A 16,093-nucleotide genomic window follows, 5' to 3' on the forward strand; every position below is an offset into this window, starting at 1 on the left:
GGTCAAAACGGCGCAGGTAAAACAACTTTAACTAAGCTGGTAAATGGCCTGTTGCGTCCTCGATCTGGAGACATTCATATTAAGGGTTCTTCATGCAAGGATTGGAAGACGTCGCAGATTGCTCAACACGTCTCAACGCTGTTCCAAAATCCCGATTATCAGATCTGTAAAGAGAGCGTTCTTGAGGAGATTGCGTTTGGCCTTGAGCTCAAGGCTGCGTCTGCAGAGGATGCCCGCAAGAAGGCGCTTGAAGTAATTGATCGCATGGGGCTTGATGCGGATGCGTCGCCGTTTATGCTTTCTCGCGGACAGCGTCAGATGGTTGCGCTTGCATCTGTGGTTGCCTGCGAGCCAGATATTCTTGTGCTTGACGAGCCAACATCCGGCCTGGATTACAAAGAGTGTATGCAGGTCATGAATATGGTCAAATCACTGTGCGAGAAGGGCTGTGCAGTTCTTATGGTCTGTCATGACATGGAGGTTGTGCTGGACTTTGCTCCAAGAATTGTCGTTATGGCGCACGGCAGCGTGTTAGATGATGGGGAAGTTACACAGATCTTCTCGACAGATGAGGTTTTGAAGGAAGCGTATGTTGAGGCTCCTCAGATGATTCAGCTGTCAAAGCTTGCGGGCGCGCACGTAGATCCATCATTTGCTGGGCTCAGTAGTGCTCCCGAGGTGCTTGAGGCATTACAGCATCAGTTTGAGATTGCTCGTATTGCGGCAACGCTGAATGGTAAGGAGGCTCCTCGTGGGTAGCGTTATTGATTACACCGAAGGAACAAGCTTCCTTCATAAGGCAAATCCCGTGGCCAAGCTTGTATTTGCGCTTGAGCTCTTTGTGGCCGCTTTTGCCGCTCAAGGAACACTTGAGGTACTTGCAGTGCTGGCTCTCACCATTCTTGTAGGAGTTATCTCGCAAAATGCTCAGAAGACTTTTAAGCTGGTATTTGGCTTTGCAGTCTTAGGTCTTATTCTGTGCGTGGTGCAGACGCTTGTTGCCCCTGCTGGTCAAGTGCTCTTTTTATGCATCACGGTAGGTGGCTTAGAGCGCGGCTTTAACGTTGCTCTCAAAACAATCGCGCTGGCGCTGCCACTGCTTTCTATGCTTTCGCTGATGCGTGTAGAAGACCTGATGAATGCGCTGGTAGAAGTGGCCCATGTTCCATATCCTTATGCGTTTACCATTGCGACGGTTTTGCGCTTTGTGCCTGTCTTTGCTTCCGAGATGAACCATATCATGGAGGCTCAGATGGCTCGTGGTGTTGAGTTTGATACCAAAAATCCACTTAAGAAGCTCCAGCTCACCATGCCCTTGATTGTTCCTCTGCTGGTAAGCTCTGTTAAAAAAGCTGACGCCTCAGCGCTTGCAGCTGAGCAGCGAGGTTTCTATCTAAGGAACGCCTCATCTGCATTTAAACGCTATCCTTTGGCTCCATCAGACTTTGCTTTGATGATTCTTGGCGTTGCGGTAATTGTTGTTATCCTCGTGTTTGCATAAGAACTTCTCGCGTTTTCACTGTGCTTCGCTGGTAAATGCCGTAACATTAAGGTATTAGAAGGAGGACACGTGGAAACTTTCACTGATCTTTGTCATATCAACGTCAAAGGCGGAGACGGCGGCGCAGGTTGCATGTCGTTCCGTCGAGAAGCATATGTACCTAAAGGCGGCCCTGATGGTGGCGATGGTGGTCACGGCGGCAATGTTGTCATTGTTGCAGATCCGCAGCTCTCGTCCCTGATTGATTACCGCTACAAGCATCACTTTAAGGCTGAGCGTGGTACCCACGGTAAGGGTGCTCGCCGTCATGGCTCTGACGGACAGGATTTGCTGCTCAAGGTGCCCTTGGGAACCGTTGTGCGCGAGCTTGATCCAGAAACGCAAGAGCCACTCTACGAGATTGCCGATCTTACTTCTCCCGGTGAGCAGGTAGTTGTTGCTCCTGGTGGCAATGGTGGCCGCGGTAACATTCACTTTGTCACCTCAGTGAGGCGTGCACCAGCATTTGCCGAGAAGGGCGAGCCAGCCCAAGAGCACTGGATTGAGCTAGAGATGAAGCTCATGGCAGATGTAGCTCTGGTTGGCATGCCTTCTGTTGGTAAGAGCTCTCTTATTGCACGTATCAGTGCTGCTCGTCCAAAGATTGCTGACTATCCTTTTACCACCCTTGTTCCAAACTTGGGTGTTGTTCGCGCACAGAACGGTCAGTCATTTGTCTGTGCAGACGTTCCCGGTCTTATCGAGGGTGCCTCAGAAGGTAAGGGTCTTGGTCATCAATTCCTTCGTCATATTGAGCGCACAGCGCTTATTGTCCACATGGTTGACGTTACTGGTGGCTATGAAGGTAGAGATCCTGTAGAGGACTACCACGCTATTAACGAGGAGCTTAAAGCGTACGCTTCAAAGCTGGCTGATCGCCCTCAAATTGTAGTAGCAAACAAATGCGATATGCCTGGTACAGAAGATGCCATCGAGGCGCTCAGAAAAGCTGCAGAGGCAGATGGCAGGACTTTCTTTGCTATCTCTACGGTAACTGGTTTAAATCTTGATGATTTTGTTACTACCTGCGCCGCAGAGGTAGCGGAGCTCCGTAAAGAAATTGCCATTACTACGCCAACGGTTGACCGCAGTGAGGCTTGGGAGAACCAGCGTCTTCGTCGTGACAACAAACTTCGCATTGAGCGAGAAGAGCGTCATGCGTGGCGTGTCTCCGGCGGTCAGATTGAGCGTATGGTTATTCAGACCGATTGGGACAACGATGAGGCTGTGGCATATCTACAGCGTCGTCTTGATCGTATGGGTCTTGAAGTACAGCTGGCAAAGGCTGGTGCAGTTGACGGCGATGAGATTCGCATTCTTGAGCTCACCTTTACCTATGAGGATCCAAATAAACCAAATACAGATGGTATAGAGATTCCTGATGAGGACTCCTCAGATCAGCAATTCGAAGATGTTGAGTTTGAAGAGGCTTCATCTGATCCGTCTCAAGTAGCTGGTGCTTCTTCAGAAACTGAGTAGAGTATGGCAGCCGACGTCTTAAATAACATGCATCCTGGCCTGCCTCGTTTGGGACAGGATAAAAACCGCACCTATCGTCTGGGAATCATGGGTGGAACTTTTGACCCCATTCATAATGGCCATCTGGTAGCTGCAGAACAGGCATATGATGACCTTGATCTTGACGTAGTTGTCTTTATGCCTGCTGGTCGCCCTGCGTTCAAACAAAATAAGGGAGTTACCAGGGGAGAAGACCGTTACTCAATGACGCTTCTGGCAACCTCAGATAATCCTCATTTTGTTGCTTCTCGTTTTGAGGTGGATTATGAGGGCATCACCTACACCGCTGATACGCTCAGAAGATTGCGTAAGGTATATCCCTCTAACGTTGAATTTTTCTTTATTACTGGTGCAGATGCAATTGCTGATATTGTCGCCTGGAAAGATGCACAGACCGTAGCTGAGCTTGCCCACTTTGTTGCTGCAACGCGTCCTGGTTATGAGCTGAGTCGTGCTCAAAAGGTTATTGCAGACTCACCTTATGACTTCAAGGTAACCTATCTTGAGGTTCCCGCACTAGCAATCTCATCAAGCTACTTGCGTAGTAGAGTTCAAAAAGGCCAGAGCCTTAGATATCTGACTCCAGATGCGGTCACAGGTTACATTCACAAGCATGGGCTTTATGGCGCCGACACAACGCCACTCAATTAAGTGGTCAAGCCAAAGTAACCTGCTGCTCAGATTGACATACGCTCGTATCGGGGCAGTGTCAAACAGGTGGAGATCAGGTTTGACTCAATAATTTGTAGGACATAATGGAAAGAACACTTATAGCAAAAGATATTGTCTACACCGCAGAACAACAGGCGCTTATTGATCAGCTTGAGTCTGATTTGAAGAGCCATATGTATCACAAGAACCCTAAGCGTTTTGCGCATTCTATCTCTGTGGGACATTGTGCAGAAACGCTTGCGCAGGCTTATGGTGCAGATATGTTGAGCGCTCGCGTTGCAGGTATTTTGCATGATTGGGAGAAACTTCTTCCTGATGCAGAAACCATTGAACTGGCAGAGCGCTTTCGTATCCAAACAGAAGCTCCTTATCAGAAAATTGTTGGGCTCTTACATGGTCCTCTCGCCGCAAAAACGCTACCAGCCATCTATCCTTGGCTTTCTGAGCAGATTCTCAGCGCCATTCAGAAGCACACTACGGGCGACCGTCAGATGAGCAAGCTAGACAAAATCTTGTATGTAGCTGATCTTATTGAGCCTCTGCGTCCAAACTTTACATCGGTCGAAGAAGCAAGAAACGTATATTTACACGGTGGTTCTCTCGATGAGCTTTATGAGACGGCGTTTTGTAGCGTTATGATGTATGTGATTTCATCAAGGAGTTATTTGTATCCAAACTCAATTGCCCTATACAATGAGATGATTGAGAAGACATCTAAGTAGCTTGGCTACATGAGAAAACGGAGAAATTCATGGCTGTAACTTCACTTGAGCTTGCAAAGACTGCTGCAATTGCTGCAGATCAAAAGAAGGCTGAAGATATTCTGGTACTAGATCTAACTGGTCTCAGTGATGTTTGCGATTACTTTGTTATCTGCACTGGTGGAAATGCTCGTTTAGCTGACGCTATTGTTGATGAAGTTCGCGAGAAGGTCACGGCAAACTGCGGCATTCGTCCAATTTCTACTGAGGGTCGCGACGGTCTCAATTGGATTCTGATTGATTACGGTTCAGTTGTTGTTCACGTATTCCAGCCTGAGTTAAGGTCCTACTATCGTCTTGAGCGACTTTGGGCAGACGCTCCTCGTGTGGAGCTAGATATTGAGGGTGCTATGACTTCTGATATTCCTTACGCTGATCTTCCAGAGGATGCTTTGGCTCCAGCTTTTGAGCTTTCTGAGGATGACCTGGTAGACAATCTTCCAGAATCTGCTGATCCTACTGAGTAGTGCTGGTGTACTAGATTTGTTCGTTTTTGCCTGTAGGCATAGTGTCTGAGACGCGATGCTCAAAGCGTAGGTCTCTACCATACTGCACAGCATCAGCGCCAAATTTATCTTTGAGTTTATCGGTTACCTCGGAGAGATGACGTAAGTCACTCCGAGGTTTCTTTTTTGTTGTAGGTCCAGGGGCTGCGGCGTCAAACGTGTCATTAAATTGATCAAAAAGAGACGTTTGCACTGGCTTGGCATGCTCCTCATCTGAAAATGAGCTAATGCCAACACCAAGCAGTCTTACTGGCTGCCCTTCTTTCCAAATGGTAGGAAGCAGGCCAACGGCAATCTCTGCAAAGAGGTGCTCATCGTCAGTTGGAGTAGACATTCTTTTTTGAGCGGTATGAGACTCTGTTGCAGAGGCTTTTACTTTGAGAGTTACGGTATATCCTTGGAGCCGCTTTCGGCGAAGACGTCTTCCTACAACGCCAGCAATGTGTCTGATGGCTTCTTCTATTTCTTGTTTATCAAACAAATCTGTTTCAAAGGTTCTCTCGTTAGAAACAGACTTAACGTCACGAGGCTGGGCAGCTTCATGAACTTCTGAGACTTCTTTTCCTTGCGCGCGCAAAATCATCTTTGAAGCTGTATTGCCAACAAGGGAAGTTAGGTACGTTGCATCTGCTCTTGAAAGCTCTCCAAGCGTTCTGATTCCTTGTTGATGAAGCACCTTTGCCATAGCAGGACCAATACCACTCATGGCCTCAATAGGCAGAGGTGCTAGAAAGCGGGCTTCTGTGCCAGGAAACACCGCAGTAAGACCGCGAGGCTTTTCTTGTTCAGAAGCAATCTTGGCAATTGTCTTGTTTGCTCCTAGACCAATGGAACAGGTAACACCTAGTGCTGCGACTTTCTTTTGTATGCGCTTACAAATTTCTAAAGGATTTTCTTTAGAAAATCTTCCAGGAGTAATATCAAAAAATGCCTCATCAATAGAAACTTGTTCGACAAGGGGAGTCTCATCTTTGAGAAAACCCATAACAAGAGCGCTCATTTCTGAGTATCTGTCATAACGTCCTGAAGTCCAAATTGCATGAGGACAAAGCCTTACTGCAGTAGCTGAAGGCATGGCAGAATGAACGCCAAACTTCCTTGCTTCATAAGAGGCGGTTGAAACAACGCCTCGTTTGTGTGGTGAGCCTCCAACAATTACTGGTTTTCCGCGCCACTCAGGATGATCAAGTTGTTCTACAGACGCAAAGAACGCATCAAGGTCAAGAAGCCCAATGGCTTTACCATGCCACTCAAAATCACACGATTTACGTGCGTTTTTATCTGATATGTCCTTTGATGATTCCATAGAAATAGTGTATACTTTTTGTACAAATAGAACAAGTGTTTCATACATAAATTACGAGTACTTTTTGAAGAGAGCAAATTTATACTTTTCGAGGTTAATGCGTTGTTGTACACTTGTAACCCGATTTGTGGCTTTGCGGTGCAGCCCATCTAACATCCGAGGCACCGCTCGTATGGAGGAGTTTTCATTGGCAGTTAAGATTCGTCTGGCCCGTCACGGTGCCAAGAAGCGTCCGTACTATCGCGTAGTTGTCGCTGATGGTCGTATGCCTCGCGATGGTCGTTACATTGAAGAAGTCGGTCGTTATAACCCACTGACTAGCCCAAAGACGATTGATATCAACCTCGAGAAGGTTGATGAGTGGGTAGCAAAGGGCGCTCAGCCAACAAGCGCAGTTTCTCACCTCATTGAGATCGCTCGTACTGGTGCTCCAGTTGCAGAGAAGAAGACCAAGCTCTCCAAGAAGGCACAGGCAAAGGCTGCTGCAGCTGCAGAGGCTGCTGCTGAGGCTGCTGCCGCAGCTGCTGAGGAGTCCGAGGCTCCAGAGGCTGAGTAAATCGTGTCTGAATTCACAGAGCCCACTGAGGTAGACGCTGTCGATCAAGACATTCAGGAGATGCCTTCTGACAAGGTTGCTGATCTTGTCGAGTACATCGTCTGTGGTCTTGTCGATAATGAAGATGCTGTTGCACTCGACGTCACCGATCGCGAGGATGGAGCCTTGATTGAGGTTTCTTGCTCTGAGGAAGACGCTGGACGTGTCATCGGCCGCAAGGGTAGAACCATTAAGGCTATTCGTACTTTGGCTCGTGCTCTTGGCCAGCGTGTTGGCACCTCTGTTGATGTCGAGGTTGTAGGCTAATTTTGCGTAAACACTGGCGAGCAATTGCTCAAATTGTTAAAACGCATGGTAAAAGAGGGGAGGTTGTGACGGTTCCCGTTCACAGCCTTCCTTCTCTTATAGCTGATGGCATGACGGTTGTTCCTGTTCCGCCTGCGCTTAAGGGACCAAGGAAGTTCTCGGTTGTCTCTGTTGAGTCAGACGATAGAGAAGGTAGTCTTGTCACTTTTGAAGATGTAACTACCATCTCTGATGCAGAAGAGCTTGTTGGTAAAACGCTTCTGGTAGAAGAAGATTGTCTTCCAGAAAACTTTGGTCTGGTAAATGTTTCTCTACTTGTGGGTAGAGAAGTACGTGATACAGAACATGGTTCTCTGGGTGAAATTACAGAGGTTCTTGTTGGACCTACACAAAATGTGTGGGTCATTGAGGGGCCTTTTGGACAGGTGCTGATGCCTGCCGTGGATGAATTTATCAAAGAGGCTCCAGCCGAGGGCTCCATTACCGTCTCAATTCCTCAGGGCCTTCTTAGGTTAGGTGAGTAGCATGCGTCTAGAAACGCTCTCAGTATTTCCTGAGGTCTTCTCGCCCTATTTACATGCTTCTATTATGGGCAGAGCTCAAAAGGCAAACATTTTTGAGTTCTATGCGCATGACTTGCGTGACTGGACGCATGATAGGCATCGTACGGTAGATGATGCTCCTTTTGGTGGTGGACAAGGCATGCTTATGAAGCCTGCTCCCATCTTTGAGGCAGTTCGTGAGATTTCTGATCAAGCGGAACCTAAGCCCCACGTGGTGTTTTTCTCGCCGGTTGGTAGGCCGTATTCTCAGGCTATTGCCCAAGAGCTTGCTCAAAAAGAACGCATTCTGTTTGTTTGTGGTCGCTATGAGGGCATGGACGAGCGCGTCTACGAGCTGGCAGATGACGTTATTTCTATGGGAGATTACGTGCTGACGGGTGGAGAGCTTCCTGCGCTTACCGTGATTGACTCAGTTGTGCGCTTACTTCCTGGTGCGCTTGGCGATGAGATGAGCTCACAGGATGAGTCATTCTCCGACGATGGCCTTCTTGAGTATGCTCAGTACACGCGTCCAGCAAACTTTGAGGGGCGAGAAGTTCCGTCTGTGCTTCTTTCAGGAGACCACGGAGCGGTAGCAGTCTGGAGACGACAATCTGCACTTACTCGCACTCGTGCGTGGCGCCCAGACCTCTTAGAGAGCGCTCAGCTCACTGAGAAGGACAGAGCGTATTTAGCAGAACTTGATCAGCAATCTGGTGATGACGATGAGTAGTGGACATTCCAAAGTACTTGAAATTTTTGAATACCTGGTAATTGTTGCAGTTGCTGTTGCGCTGGCGTTTTTTATTAGAACGTTTGTCGCTGAGGTATATGAGGTTCCAACAGGGTCCATGCTCAATACCATCCAGCTGGGGGATCGTTTGGTAGGAGAGAAGCTTACCTATCGTTTTGGCGGTACTCCGCAAGCAGGTGATGTGGTTACTTTCACCAGTCCTCAGAATCCCGATACGCTTTTAGTTAAGCGCGTCATTGCTACAGCAGGTCAAACGGTAGATTTGCGCGACGGTGCTGTATATGTTGACGGTCAGCTTATGGACGAGCCTTACACTGAAGGCAAGCCAACCTATTCTCTTGCGGATCGCAACGGTGCCGTAATTCAGAATTATCCGTATACTGTTCCTGCAGGTCATATTTTTGTTATGGGGGATAACAGAACAAACTCGCTTGATTCCAGATATTTTGGAGCAGTTGCGGTTTCTACCGTGACCTCAAAGGCAATGTTTATTTTCTGGCCCTTTGACCATGCTCGCGGGCTATAGTACTTACGTCGGACATTTGAGAGAAAGAACATCATGGGCGCAACACCACTAACGTTTCAAGATATGATTTTGACCCTTGAACACTACTGGGCAGAAAAAGGTTGCACAGTCATGCAGCCATATGACTCTGAGGTGGGTGCCGGTACCTTCCACACCGCAACTATCCTGCGCTCACTTGGCCCCGATGCCTGGCGTACCTGCTATCCACAGCCTTGTCGTCGTCCTGCTGATGGACGCTATGGCGAGAACCCCAATCGCTTGCAGCACTATTATCAGTTCCAGGTCTTGCTCAAGCCATCTCCTGCAGACTCTCAAGATCTCTATCTTGGCTCACTTGCTGCTATTGGCCTTGATCCAAAAGACCATGACGTTCGCTTTGTTGAGGACGACTGGGAGAGTCCAACACTTGGTGCCTGGGGACTTGGCTGGGAGGTCTGGCTCAACGGCATGGAGGTTACTCAGTTCACGTACTTCCAGCAGGTTGGTGGCATTGAGGTAGATCCTGTTCCTGTTGAGATTACCTATGGTCTTGAGCGAATTGCCATGTATGCTCAGGGTGTTGATTCCGTCTATGACCTGGTTTGGAGCTACCTGCCAGACGGCACTCCAATGACCTATGGCCAGGTATTCCTTGAGAACGAGCGTGAGTTCTCAACCTATAACTTTGAGGTAGCCAACATTGAGCTTATGCGCGAGAAGTTCGACGAGTATGAGGCAGAGTGCCACAGCTGCCTTGAGCGCAAGCTTCCACTACCTGCCTATGACTGCGTTATGAAGTGCAGCCATGCATTCAACCTACTTGACTCTCGTGGTGCTCTTTCTGCTGTTGAGAGAGCTAACTATATTCTTCGCGTTCGCACCGTTGCTAAGGCATGCTGCGAATCGTATTTGGAGGAGGTTGCTTCTAAGAAAGCACCTGCAGCAACTACTCAGGAGGAGGTGGCTTAAATGGCTGAGGTTAGAGACTTCCTTTTTGAGATTGGTTCTGAAGAGATGCCTTCTGCTCCATTGCAGAAAGCTATTGCTCAGTTCAATAAGCTTGTCGTTTCTGGACTTAAAGACTCGGGTTTGTCATTTGGAGAGGTTAAGATCCTCTCGACACCTCGTCGTTTAACTGCCTATGTAAAGGACGTTGCTGAGGCTACAGAAGAGATTTCTGAGGTCAAGCGTGGTCCTAAGGCAGAGATTGCTTTTGATGCAGAGGGCAATCCAACTAAGGCTGCCGAGGGATTTGCTCGTAAGTGCGGCGTAAACGCTGATGCACTGACTCGTCGTGTAGACACTGACGGTCATGAGTACGTCTTTGCAGAGCTCAATATTCCTTCAGTTCCTGCTACAAAGATTCTCTCTGAGCTGGCAACTTCTTGGATTGCTGCTCTTGACTGGCCTCGCAGCCAGCGCTGGGGTTCTTTCCATGAGCGCTACGTTCGTCCTGTTCGCTGGCTGTGCGCTCTCTTTGGTTCAGAGATTGTTCCTGTTACGTACGCTGATGTAACTAGCTCAAACACCACCCAGGGCCATCGTGTCCTTGGTCCTGGTTACCATGAGGTAGCAAGTCCAGCTGACTATGAGCAAGTTCTTAAAGACGCTGGCGTTTTGCTCCAGGAGCAGAGAAAAGACGTTATTCTCGCCGGCATTAAAGAGGTAGAGGCAGCTCGTCCAGGCTCTCACGTCGATATGCCAGAGAAGGTCTTTGAGGAGGTCATTAACCTAACTGAGTGGCCTCAGGTTCTTGTGGGCACCTTTGACGAGGAATTCCTTAACGTTCCTTCAGAGATTATTACTGAGTCCATGCTTTCCAACCAGCGCTATTTCCCAATCTATGACGCTGAGGGTAAGCTGACTCGCGAGTTTATTGTGGTTTCTAATGCAGATCCATCTTGCGCCGAGCGCGTCATTGACGGCAACGAGCGCGTTGTTCGCGCTCGTCTCGACGATGCTAAGTTCTTCTTTGAGGAGGACTTGAAGCATACGCTTGATGAGTTTGCCCAGCGTCTTGAGACCGTTGTCTTTCAGGAGAAGCTTGGTACCGTTCTGCAGAAGACCCAGCGTATGGAGGCTCTTGCTGCAGAGATTGCGCTCGACGAGACATCCAGCACGGAAGAGGCAGAGCTTGCTGCTCGAGCTGCTCATCTTGCTAAGGCAGACCTTGTCAGCCAGGCAGTTGTCGAGTTCACCAGCCAGCAGGGCGTCATGGGTGGCTACTACGCAGAGGCAGCTGGCGAGAAGAGCGATGTAGCTGCAGCTATTCGCGAGCACTATCGTCCTCGCTTTGCTGGCGACGAGCTCCCAAGTGGCCAGATTGGTCGCTTTGTAGCTATTGCTGACAAGCTTGATACCATCTGTGGCATCTTTGCTATCAACGAGCCACCAACCGGCTCTTCCGATCCTTACGCTGTTCGTCGTGCAGCAATTGGCGTCATTGCACTGGTCCGTTCTACCTCCAACCTTGACCTCAAGAAGCTTATTGCAAGCTCTCTGGAGCTTTACCGCCAGCAGGGTCTTGCTGTTGACGAATCTGTTCAGTCCCAGGTTGAGCAGTACTTTATTGGCCGCCTTGCATCTATTGCTAAGGACGAGAAGATCTCTGCAGATGCTATTGAGGCTGTCAGTGCAATTGGCGTTATTAATCCTGATGAGTTTCTTCAACGTGCTCGTGCGCTTGATGAGGCACGTCAGAACGAGCCTGAGCTCTTTGAGGATCTTGCTACTGCTTATGCACGTGCAGCTCACCTCAGTGATGCTTCTCTTGGCGTAGAAGTTGATACAGAGCTTCTCACTGAGCCAGAGATGTCATTGCTCGCTGCTTGCGAAGAGGGTCAGAAGCAAGTGGCTGCTGCTCTTGCTGGTGCAGACTATGCTGCTGCTGTTTCTGCGCTGTCTCAGCTGCGTGAGCCAATTGATATTTTCTTCGACAAAGTACTTGTCATGGATGAAAATGATACCGTTCGCCGAAATCGTTTGCGTCTTTTGAACAAGTTTGCCCAGGTATTTAGTAATGTCGCCGATATTAGTGTGCTTTCTCGCAAAAAGTAGGGTACGCTTAGATTGATAAATGTTTGTATCTTTCTGAATACTTGACTGAAAGGGTTACAGCATGAGCGCACTTGACATTGATAACAACTCTCTTGGTGATGGTCTGCCTATCGTCTACGTTTTGTCAGACTCTCGTGGAGAGACCGGTGCCGCAGTAGTTAAGGCTGCTGCTGCTCAGTTTGGCGATGAATCCGTAGAGATTGTAAGGGTTCCAAACATTCATAGCGTTGATGATGTTCGTGCATACTTCAACGAGCATGAAGATGAGAATCGCCCTCGTGCAGTCTTCCACACCTTTGCAGATGGCTCTCTCAGAAGAGAGATTCGTCGTGAGCTTGATCAGCGCCTCATCCCATCAATCGATCTTCTGGGACCAGCGGTAAACGTTATTTCTACGCTTACCGGCGAAGAGCCAAGCCACGCAATTGGCGCATTCTTTGAGGGAGTTACTCGCTAAGAGAGTGCTGACGCCTCAAAATATCAAAAAGTTAAATGAGCATCCATTTTGGGTGCTCATTTTCTTTATGGAGAATTTCACAATTTGCAACCATAAGTTTACAAATCATTCTGTGAACGGTCGATATTGACCGCTCACCGTTATTTTGTTCAGATGAATCGCGTAGGTTGGTAACATACTATGAATGTGAGGACTGAACCAACTTTGTTTGGTTTGATGTCTTTACGTTCAATCGTGTTGGTGCACGCTTTGCGTGTGACAGTTTGAGAGTTTGGAGTGTTATGTCCGAGAAGCACGTTTACAGCTTCGGAAAGGACCACGCCGGTAACGATGTTACTGAGGTCGCTGGCGCATCCGTAGAAGAGGCAAAGTGGATTGTTGGTGGCAAGGGTGCAAACCTTGCAGAGATGTCTAAGATTGGTCTGCCTGTACCTCCAGGATTCTCAATTACTTGCCAAACTTGTGTTGCTTATTCCAACAACGGCAACGTCTGGCCAGAGGGCGTCACTGATGAAATTGACGCAGCTATGGCTACCCTTGAGGAGCGCATGGGCAAGAAGCTCGGCGATGCAGAAGATCCACTGCTTGTCTCCGTCCGTTCTGGTGCACCATTCTCCATGCCTGGCATGATGGACACTGTTCTTAACCTTGGTCTTAACGATGAGTCCGTTCAGGGCCTCATTAAGCAGACTGGTAACGAGCGCTTTGCTTGGGACTCTTACCGTCGTTTTGTTCAGATGTTCTCTGGCGTTGTTATGGGCGTCTCTGGACAGCTCTTTGAGGATGCAATTGCTGCTAAGAAGGCCGAGAAGGGCGTTAAGCTTGATACAGAGCTGGACGCAAATGACCTTCGTGACCTTGTAACTTGGTTCAAGGGCATCTTTGCTGCAAACGTTGACGTTAAGGAGCACCCAGAGGTCTCCAAGAACGGCTACGCTGTCTTCCCATCTGATCCTTACCTCCAGCTCCGCCTTGCTGAGCAGGCAGTCTTTGGTTCTTGGATGAATGACCGCGCAATCCTTTACCGCAAGCAGAACAAGATTCCTGATGAGCTTGGTACTGCAGTTAACGTTCAGGTCATGGTCTTTGGTAACAAGGGTGAGACTTCTGCAACTGGCGTTGCATTTACTCGTAACCCTGCAGATGGTACTAACGAGCGCTACGGTGACTTCCTGATCAACGCTCAGGGCGAGGACGTTGTTGCTGGTATTCGTAATACTGAGCCTATTGCAGACCTTGTTAAGGTTCCTGCACTCAAGGAGGCAGGCGAGGAGCTCTTCCACGTCTTTGAGATTCTTGAGGATCATTACGCAGACATGATGGACATCGAGTTCACCATTGAGAATGGTAAGCTCTGGATGCTTCAGACTCGTGTTGGTAAGCGTACTGCTCTCTCTGCACTTAAGGTTGCAATTCAGATGTACGAAGAGGGCCGTATTACTAAGGAGCAGGCTGTTTCTCGTGTTGCTCCTGAGCAGCTCGATCAGCTTCTGCACCCACAGTTTGATCCTAACGCTGAGTATGAGACTATTGCTAAGGGTCTTAACGCTTCTCCTGGTGCAGCTGTTGGTGCTGCAGTCTTCTCTTCTGCAGACGCTGAGGCTTTTGCAGAGGCAGGCAAGCCTTGTATTCTTGTCCGTTGGGAGACCACTCCAGATGACCTCCACGGCATGGTTGCTGCAGAGGGCATCCTAACTTCCCACGGCGGCAAGACCAGCCACGCAGCTGTTATTGCTCGTGGTATGGGCGCTCCTTGCGTCTGCGGTGTTGATACACTTCGCATTGACGCTGCTAACAAGCGCTTCACTGTTGCTGATTCCGGCCTTGTTGTTAACGAGGGCGATGTTATCTCCATCGACGGTACCACTGGTGACGTCATCCTTGGTGCTGTTGAGCTTGTCCAGCCAGAGCTTTCTGGTGACCTCCAGACCATCCTTGCATGGGCAGATGAGGTCCGCCTTGACGAGTCTCGTGGTCGCGTCATTGGCGTACGTGCAAACGCTGATAACCCAGCAGATGCTCAGACTTCCGTTGATAACGGCGCTGAGGCAATTGGTCTTGACCGTACAGAGCACATGTTCCTTGGTGAGCGTAAGCACCTCATTCAGGACTTCATTCTTGCAGACTCTGAGGATGTCAAGCAGCTTGCTATTGAGCAGCTTGGCCGTGCTCAGAAGGGTGACTTCCTTGGCATGTTCAAGGTAATGGACGGCAAAGACGTTGTTGTCCGTCTTCTTGACCCACCACTGCATGAGTTCCTTGATTCCCCACGTGAGCTTGACGTTGAGATTGCTCGTGATGAGGAGCAGGGTAAAGACACCGCTGCAAAGCGTGCTCTTCTCGCTAAGTTTGACGCCTTCCAGGAGGCAAACCCAATGCTCGGCCTCCGTGGCTGCCGCCTTGGTCTTGTCTACCCAGAGCTCAACGTTATGCAGGTTCGCGCTATCGCAAGCGCAGCTGCAGAGCTCAAGCGCGTTGGTCTTGACCCTCGCCCAGAGATCATGGTTCCTCTGGTTGGCTTCGAAGAGGAGCTCATCCAGGTCCGTGAAGAGGTTGAGGAGACCATCAAGCAGGTTGCTGATGAGTATGGTGTTGAGCTCAACATCCCAGTTGGTACTATGATCGAGCTTCCACGTGCAGCTATCATGTCTGAGGAGATTGCTAAGCACGCAGACTTCTTCTCCTTCGGTACTAACGACCTCACCCAGACTTGCCTTGGCTTCTCTCGTGACGACGTTGAGTCTGCATTCATGCCTCTCTATCTTGAGCGCAAGATTGTTAAGACCAACCCATTTGCAACCCTTGATAAGGGTGTCGCAGAGCTTGTCCGTATGGGCGTTGAGGGTGGCCGTAAGGGTAATCCTAACCTCACCATTGGTGTCTGCGGTGAGACTGGTGGCGATCCAGAGTCCATCCACATGTACTACAACCTTGGTCTTGACTATGTCTCCTGCTCACCATACCGTGTACCAATTGCACGTCTTGCTGCAGCACAGGCTAAGATTCAGGCTAACGGTGGTCCACAGAAGATTGCTACTAAGTAGGTTTTCTTCTAGACACACTGCAACAAACTCTAGAGGGCGGCTTCGGTCGCCCTCTTTTGCTAGATAGTAATATCCTGCTATTATGAGGTAAAGGTGCAGGTACAAGGAGGTTCTATGTTATCCATTAGACGAGAAGATCTTGAAGCTCGCGAGCATCAAATCTTATCTCCTGAAGCGGCTTTTTCTGATCAAAGTAAAGGTCGTGCGATTGCAGAGGAACCTGACCAGTACCGTACCTGTTATCAGTGTGATAGAGACCGTATTTTGCATAGTAAGAGTTTCAGAAGACTTGCTCACAAGACACAGGTTTTTCTCGCCCCAGAAGGGGACCACTATAGGACTCGTCTTATTCATACGCTTGAGGTTTCGCAGATTGCACGCTCAATTGCGCGTCCTCTTGGCTTAAACGAAGACCTGACTGAGGCAATTGCACTTGGACATGATTTAGGTCATACGCCGTTTGGCCATATTGGCGAGAAGGCGCTTTCGCACGCCATTAGTCTGTATAGGGGAATGGACCCCGATGCTCCAGAAAATGAGTATATTTTTGCCCACAATCAGCAGAGTGC

Annotated in this window: 17 protein-coding genes; 16 read left to right on the top strand and 1 reads right to left on the bottom strand. The window is 49.0% G+C overall.

Annotated features, from left to right (window positions below):
* The 6 genes from RWJ43_RS02850 to rsfS form a co-directional block, all read left to right on the top strand.
* A partial coding sequence (locus RWJ43_RS02850) for an ABC transporter ATP-binding protein (RefSeq protein ID WP_314007530.1) occupies positions 1-759 on the top strand: 759 nt, incomplete at its 5' end.
* The gene (locus RWJ43_RS02855) at positions 752-1,501 is read left to right on the top strand and encodes an energy-coupling factor transporter transmembrane component T (protein ID WP_314007533.1); all 750 of its coding nucleotides are present in this window, start codon (positions 752-754) and stop codon (positions 1,499-1,501) included. The genes RWJ43_RS02850 and RWJ43_RS02855, both read left to right, overlap by 8 nt.
* A gap of 69 nt (positions 1,502-1,570) precedes the next feature.
* The gene (obgE, locus tag RWJ43_RS02860) at positions 1,571-3,019 is read left to right on the top strand and encodes a GTPase ObgE (RefSeq protein WP_314007536.1); all 1,449 of its coding nucleotides are present in this window, start codon (positions 1,571-1,573) and stop codon (positions 3,017-3,019) included.
* A 3-nt stretch (positions 3,020-3,022) separates the two neighbouring features.
* The gene (nadD, locus tag RWJ43_RS02865) at positions 3,023-3,709 is read left to right on the top strand and encodes a nicotinate-nucleotide adenylyltransferase (protein WP_314007539.1); all 687 of its coding nucleotides are present in this window, start codon (positions 3,023-3,025) and stop codon (positions 3,707-3,709) included.
* Positions 3,710-3,813: 104 nt separating this feature from the next.
* Entirely contained in the window at positions 3,814-4,452 is a 639-nt protein-coding gene (gene yqeK, locus RWJ43_RS02870) for a bis(5'-nucleosyl)-tetraphosphatase (symmetrical) YqeK (protein WP_314007542.1), read from the top strand.
* Positions 4,453-4,481: 29 nt separating this feature from the next.
* Positions 4,482-4,958, top strand: a complete 477-nt coding sequence (gene rsfS / locus RWJ43_RS02875; protein WP_314007545.1) for a ribosome silencing factor — start codon at positions 4,482-4,484, stop codon at positions 4,956-4,958.
* A gap of 10 nt (positions 4,959-4,968) precedes the next feature.
* Here rsfS and dinB read toward each other — a convergent pair whose 3' ends face one another.
* Positions 4,969-6,303 (bottom strand): DNA polymerase IV, encoded by a 1,335-nt coding sequence (gene dinB / locus RWJ43_RS02880; RefSeq protein ID WP_314007547.1) that lies wholly within the window; start codon positions 6,301-6,303, stop codon positions 4,969-4,971.
* 187 nt (positions 6,304-6,490) lie between these two features.
* On the opposite strand from dinB, the gene rpsP reads away from it, so the two are divergent.
* From rpsP to RWJ43_RS02930, 10 genes are all read left to right on the top strand, one after another.
* A complete protein-coding gene (gene rpsP, locus RWJ43_RS02885; RefSeq protein WP_035427446.1) occupies positions 6,491-6,859 on the top strand; it encodes a 30S ribosomal protein S16 in 369 nt (122 codons plus the stop codon).
* A 60-nt stretch (positions 6,860-6,919) separates the two neighbouring features.
* Positions 6,920-7,165 carry a KH domain-containing protein gene (locus RWJ43_RS02890; RefSeq protein ID WP_081433531.1) on the top strand — a complete coding sequence of 82 codons (246 nt, stop codon included), beginning with the start codon at positions 6,920-6,922 and terminating at the stop codon, positions 7,163-7,165.
* 2 nt (positions 7,166-7,167) lie between these two features.
* Positions 7,168-7,689: a 16S rRNA-processing protein gene (locus RWJ43_RS02895; protein ID WP_314007550.1), complete on the top strand. Its 522-nt coding sequence runs from the start codon at positions 7,168-7,170 to the stop codon at positions 7,687-7,689.
* A gap of 1 nt (position 7,690) precedes the next feature.
* Entirely contained in the window at positions 7,691-8,440 is a 750-nt protein-coding gene (gene trmD / locus RWJ43_RS02900; RefSeq protein WP_314007553.1) for a tRNA (guanosine(37)-N1)-methyltransferase TrmD, read from the top strand.
* On the top strand, positions 8,433-8,987 hold the full coding sequence (gene lepB, locus RWJ43_RS02905) for a signal peptidase I (RefSeq protein WP_314007556.1): 555 nt from the start codon (positions 8,433-8,435) through the stop codon (positions 8,985-8,987). The genes trmD and lepB overlap by 8 nt, the downstream gene beginning before the upstream one ends.
* 33 nt (positions 8,988-9,020) lie before the next feature.
* The gene (locus tag RWJ43_RS02910; protein WP_313995218.1) at positions 9,021-9,935 is read left to right on the top strand and encodes a glycine--tRNA ligase subunit alpha; all 915 of its coding nucleotides are present in this window, start codon (positions 9,021-9,023) and stop codon (positions 9,933-9,935) included.
* Positions 9,936-12,023, top strand: coding sequence for a glycine--tRNA ligase subunit beta (glyS, locus tag RWJ43_RS02915; protein ID WP_314007558.1), 2,088 nt, complete (start codon positions 9,936-9,938; stop codon positions 12,021-12,023).
* Positions 12,024-12,084: 61 nt separating this feature from the next.
* The gene (locus tag RWJ43_RS02920; RefSeq protein ID WP_314007562.1) at positions 12,085-12,480 is read left to right on the top strand and encodes a kinase/pyrophosphorylase; all 396 of its coding nucleotides are present in this window, start codon (positions 12,085-12,087) and stop codon (positions 12,478-12,480) included.
* 281 nt (positions 12,481-12,761) lie between these two features.
* Positions 12,762-15,524, top strand: coding sequence for a pyruvate, phosphate dikinase (ppdK, locus tag RWJ43_RS02925; protein ID WP_313995210.1), 2,763 nt, complete (start codon positions 12,762-12,764; stop codon positions 15,522-15,524).
* A 114-nt stretch (positions 15,525-15,638) separates the two neighbouring features.
* The coding region (locus RWJ43_RS02930) for an HD domain-containing protein (protein WP_314007565.1) at positions 15,639-16,093 on the top strand (455 nt) is incomplete at its 3' end.

The sequence above is a fragment of the Lancefieldella parvula genome (assembly GCF_963530955.1).
Classification (GTDB): Bacteria; Actinomycetota; Coriobacteriia; order Coriobacteriales; family Atopobiaceae; genus Lancefieldella; species Lancefieldella parvula_A.